The following is a 3,868-nucleotide window of genomic DNA, read 5'->3' as shown; positions in this document are numbered from 1 at the left end:
CCGGTCGCCGACGGCGCCCGCGCGGTCCGCGCCGCCGGCCTGCAGGAGCGCCTGACCTTCGACAGCTTCGTGGAGGGGCAGGGCAACGCCTTCGCCCTGGCCATCGCCCGCCAGGCCTCGCAGTGGGCCGACGGCCACTTCAACCCGATCTTCTTCTGCGGCCCCTACGGCTACGGCAAGACCCACCTGCTGAACGCCATCGCCTGGGAGGCCCAGCGCCTGCGGCCGGACGCCAAGGTGGTCTACCTGACCGCCGAGCGTTTCCTGTCCACCTTCGTGCGCGCCATGCAGGACCGCTCGACCGCCGCCTTCAAGGACAGCCTGCGTTCGGCCGACATGCTGCTGATCGACGACGTCCAGTTCGTCGGCGGCAAGGCCGGCACCCAGGAAGAACTGCTGTCGACGCTGACGGCCCTGATCGAGGACGGCAAGAAGATCGTCCTCTCGGCCGACCGCGCGCCCATGGCCTTGACCGAGATCGAGCCCCGCCTGCGCAGCCACCTCGCCTCGGGCCTGACCTGCCCGGTCGAGCCGGCCGACCGCGCCCTCAAGCTGGCCGTCGCCCGCAACCGCGTCGCCGCGCTCGCCAAGCTCGGCGTCGTCTCGGGCGAGGCCCGCCCCGAGGTGCTGGAACATCTGGTCGACCGCACCCCCGGTTCGATGCGCGAGCTGGAAGGCGCGGTGAACACCCTGGCCGCCGTCGCCGCCAACCGCCTGTCGGCCCTGACTGTGGACGAGGCCCAAGGGCTGCTGGGTCCGGCCCTGCGCGGCGGCCCCGAGCGCCGGATCACCGTCGACGAGATCCAGAAGACGGTGGCCGAGCACTTCACCCTCAAACAGGCCGACCTGCTCAGCGAGCGCCGCACGCGTTCGGTCGCCCGCCCGCGCCAGATCGCCATGTATCTGTGCAAGCAGCACACGACCCGCTCGTACCCGGACATCGGCCGCCGATTTGGAGGCAGGGACCACACCACGGTCCTGCACGGCGTGCGCAAGATCGAGGAGCTGATCGCCCAGGACGAGCAGATCGCGCGCGACGTCGAGGCCCTGACCCGCAAGCTGCGCGGCTGATCCCGTCTTGTCCCAGCCTAAGGACTGGACCCTCCGCCGCGCCGGAGCCGACGACGTCGATCGCCTGGCCCTGATCGGCGCGGCGACCTTCCTGGAGACCTTCGCGGGGATCCTGGACGGCGAGGCCATCGTCGGGCACTGCGCCCGCGTCCATGCGCCCGACGCCTATCGCGAGGCCCTGGACGCCGGCGCCGCCATCTGGCTGGCCGAGGCCGCCCAGGGCGGGCGCCCATCGGGTTCGCCATGCTCTCCAAGGCCGACATCCCGGGCATGGCCCCGGACGGCTCGGACTTGGAGCTGAAGCGGATCTACCTGCTGTCCCGCTTCAACGGCCGCGGCCTGGGCGCCGAACTGATGCAGGCCGCGGCGGACGAGGCGGCCGCTCGCGGCGCCCGCCGCCTCCTGCTCGGCGTCTATCGTCACAACGACCGCGCCATCCGCTTCTACGAACGCAACGGCTTCGCCCGCCTCGCCGAGCGTCGCTTCCGCGTCGGCGATCGCGAGTACGACGACCTGGTCCTGGCCAGGCCGCTGGCGAGGCTCCAGGGCTGAAGACGAGGGGCGGGGGCCGTTCTCGGCCCTTATCCACACGTCCGTGCCGCATCTTCCCTCGCCCCCGGCCGCCGACCCTCGTCCCTTCCTTGCCCCGCCTGCCCAATCCGCTAGTGTCCCTAGCCCATAGTGTGCAGGCGGCCTTGAGTCGCCCGGAAGTGCTGAGGCTTGGGGCGAGACGACGACATGCAGCTGACCATCGAACGATCCGCGCTTCTGAAGGCCCTGGGCCACGTTCAGAGCGTCGTCGAACGTCGCAACACCATTCCGATCCTGTCCAACGTCCTGCTCTCGGCCGGCGCGACAAGCTCGCCTTCGCCGCCACCGACCTGGACATGGAGATGGTGGACGAGGCCGAGGCGACGGTGAACGTCGAAGGCCAGATCACCGCCCCGGCCCACACCCTGTACGAGATCGTCCGCAAGCTGCCCGACGGCGCCGAGGTCTCGCTATCCTATTCCGGCGACGATCCCCGCCTGGTGGTCCAGGCCGGCCGCTCCAAGTTCAACCTGCCCGTCCTGCCGGCCGGCGACTTCCCCGTGATGTCCACCGACACCTCGGGCGCCCGCTTCACCCTGCCCAAGGAAGACCTGGCCCGGCTGATCGACAAGACCCGCTTCGCCGTCTCGACGGAGGAGACCCGCTACTATCTGAACGGCCTGTACCTGCACACCGTGGCCGAGGCCGGCATTCCGCTGCTGCGCGCCGTGGCCACCGATGGCCACCGCCTGGCCCTGGCCGAGACGCCCGCGCCGGAAGGCGCCGCCGGCGGCCCCGGCGTCATCGTGCCCCGCAAGACCGTCGATCAGGTTCGCCGCCTGCTCGACGACGGCGCCGGCCCGGTCGAGGTCATGGTCTCGCCGCAGAAGATCCGCTTCGAATTCGGCCAGGCCTCGCTGACGTCGAAGGTCATCGACGGCGCCTTCCCCGACTACATGCGCGTCATCCCCAAGGGCAACGACAAGCAGGCGGACATCGACAACGCCGTCTTCGCCTCGGCCGTCGACCGCGTGGCCACCATTTCTGCTGAAAAGAGCCGCTCGGTGAAGCTGGCCTTCGAGCTGGACCGGGTGACCTTGACGGTGCGCAACATGGAGGCCGGCCAGGGCGTCGAGGAGGTCGAGATCGGCTACTCCGAAGAGCCCTTCGAGATCGGTTTCAACGCCCGCTACCTGCTGGACGTCGCCGGCCAGATCACCGGCGAGACCGCCCACTTCAAGTTCGCCGACCCGGCCAGCCCGACCCTGGTGCTCGATCCGGGCGATCCTGGCGTCCAGTACGTGCTGATGCCGCTGAGGGTGTAGGCGGGTACGACAAAGTCCGCTCATCCCGGCTTTCGCCGGGATGAGCGGGGTCGTGTTTCACGGCAGGGTGTCGGTCAGGTTTTGAAACTGCTCGAAGAATGGCGGCGCCGTTACGGGTCCTGAGTGGGCGCGGCCCGCTCATCCTGCAGATCTCCTCACCGCCGCCATGTCGTCTCCGCCCTTCAGGATCGTCGAACAGTCCCGCATCAAGCCCATCCTGGCCTTGCCGATCGCGGCCCTGTTCGCCGCCATCGGAATCTGGATGGTGCGGGACCCCGGCGGCTCCAGCCGCTATTCGCCGGCCTTCATATCGGTGATGGGGATCGTGACGGTCGCGATGTCGGCCTGGATGATCTTCCGCGGGCTCTCGGTTCTGCGAAAGCCCATGCGGCTGGTCCTTCGTCGCGAGGGATTCCAGGTCGAGAACGGCGATCGGCGCGGCCTGATCGCCTGGCATGAGATCACCCCGTTCGAACTGGTCCGCGTCCGCGGCGTCCGGCTGGTCCGCTACCAGATCCTGTCCGAGCGCTCGGTCATCGCGGAGCTGTCGGACCGCTATCTTCCGGGCAATCTCGCCATCTCGGCGGCCGACCTGCACGAGATCATGGAGAGCAACCGGCGGATTCACGGGCGCGCCGCACGCTCCTGATCCCGCGGCGGTCGGTGGCGCCTTCCCCGCCGCTTTCGGCTTTCGTCGAACCGGCCGGGATGGTGTAGTCCCACCCTTCGTGATCACCGCCCTGACCCTCACCGACTTCCGCTCATACGCGGCGGCGACCCTCCCCATCGAGGCGGCGTCGGTGGTGCTCCACGGCCCCAACGGCGCGGGCAAGACCAATGTGCTCGAGGCGCTCAGCCTGTTCACTCCAGGCAAGGGCCTGCGCGGGGCCTCGGCGGCCCGAGATGGGGCGGCGCGAGCCCGGCGAGGCGACAGGGCGGGC

At 69.8% G+C, this 3,868-nt stretch carries 4 protein-coding genes and 2 pseudogenes; all 6 read left to right on the top strand.

The annotated features are described in order from the left end of the window. Positions 1-1,071, top strand: a 1,071-nt coding sequence (gene dnaA / locus AC2W7C_RS14535; RefSeq protein ID WP_486002062.1) for a chromosomal replication initiator protein DnaA, incomplete at its 5' end; no start/stop codon positions are given. A gap of 7 nt (positions 1,072-1,078) precedes the next feature. After that, the gene (locus AC2W7C_RS14530; RefSeq protein ID WP_486002061.1) at positions 1,079-1,372 is read left to right on the top strand and encodes a hypothetical protein; all 294 of its coding nucleotides are present in this window, start codon (positions 1,079-1,081) and stop codon (positions 1,370-1,372) included. Further along, complete coding sequence (locus AC2W7C_RS14525) at positions 1,315-1,623, top strand: GNAT family N-acetyltransferase (RefSeq protein ID WP_486002060.1); 309 nt, start codon at positions 1,315-1,317, stop codon at positions 1,621-1,623. The genes AC2W7C_RS14530 and AC2W7C_RS14525 overlap by 58 nt, the downstream gene beginning before the upstream one ends. 186 nt (positions 1,624-1,809) lie before the next feature. Beyond that, positions 1,810-2,927, top strand: a pseudogene (gene dnaN / locus AC2W7C_RS14520) (DNA polymerase III subunit beta). Between the two features lie 166 nt (positions 2,928-3,093). Beyond that, the gene (locus tag AC2W7C_RS14515; protein ID WP_486002059.1) at positions 3,094-3,576 is read left to right on the top strand and encodes an STM3941 family protein; all 483 of its coding nucleotides are present in this window, start codon (positions 3,094-3,096) and stop codon (positions 3,574-3,576) included. Between the two features lie 79 nt (positions 3,577-3,655). Further along, positions 3,656-3,868 (top strand): annotated as a pseudogene (locus AC2W7C_RS14510) (AAA family ATPase); the annotation flags it as partial.

The sequence above is a fragment of the Brevundimonas sp. CURTG3B2_SDJG genome, from assembly GCF_057364705.1.
This window is presented reverse-complemented; position numbering and strand designations above follow the sequence as displayed.

Excerpts from the sequence above, each read along its gene's own strand:
- AC2W7C_RS14525 (WP_486002060.1), top strand. The coding sequence starts at position 1,315 with ATGCTCTCCAAGGCCGACATCCCGGGCATGGCCCCGGACGGCTCGGAC.
- AC2W7C_RS14515 (WP_486002059.1), top strand. The coding sequence starts at position 3,094 with ATGTCGTCTCCGCCCTTCAGGATCGTCGAACAGTCCCGCATCAAGCCC.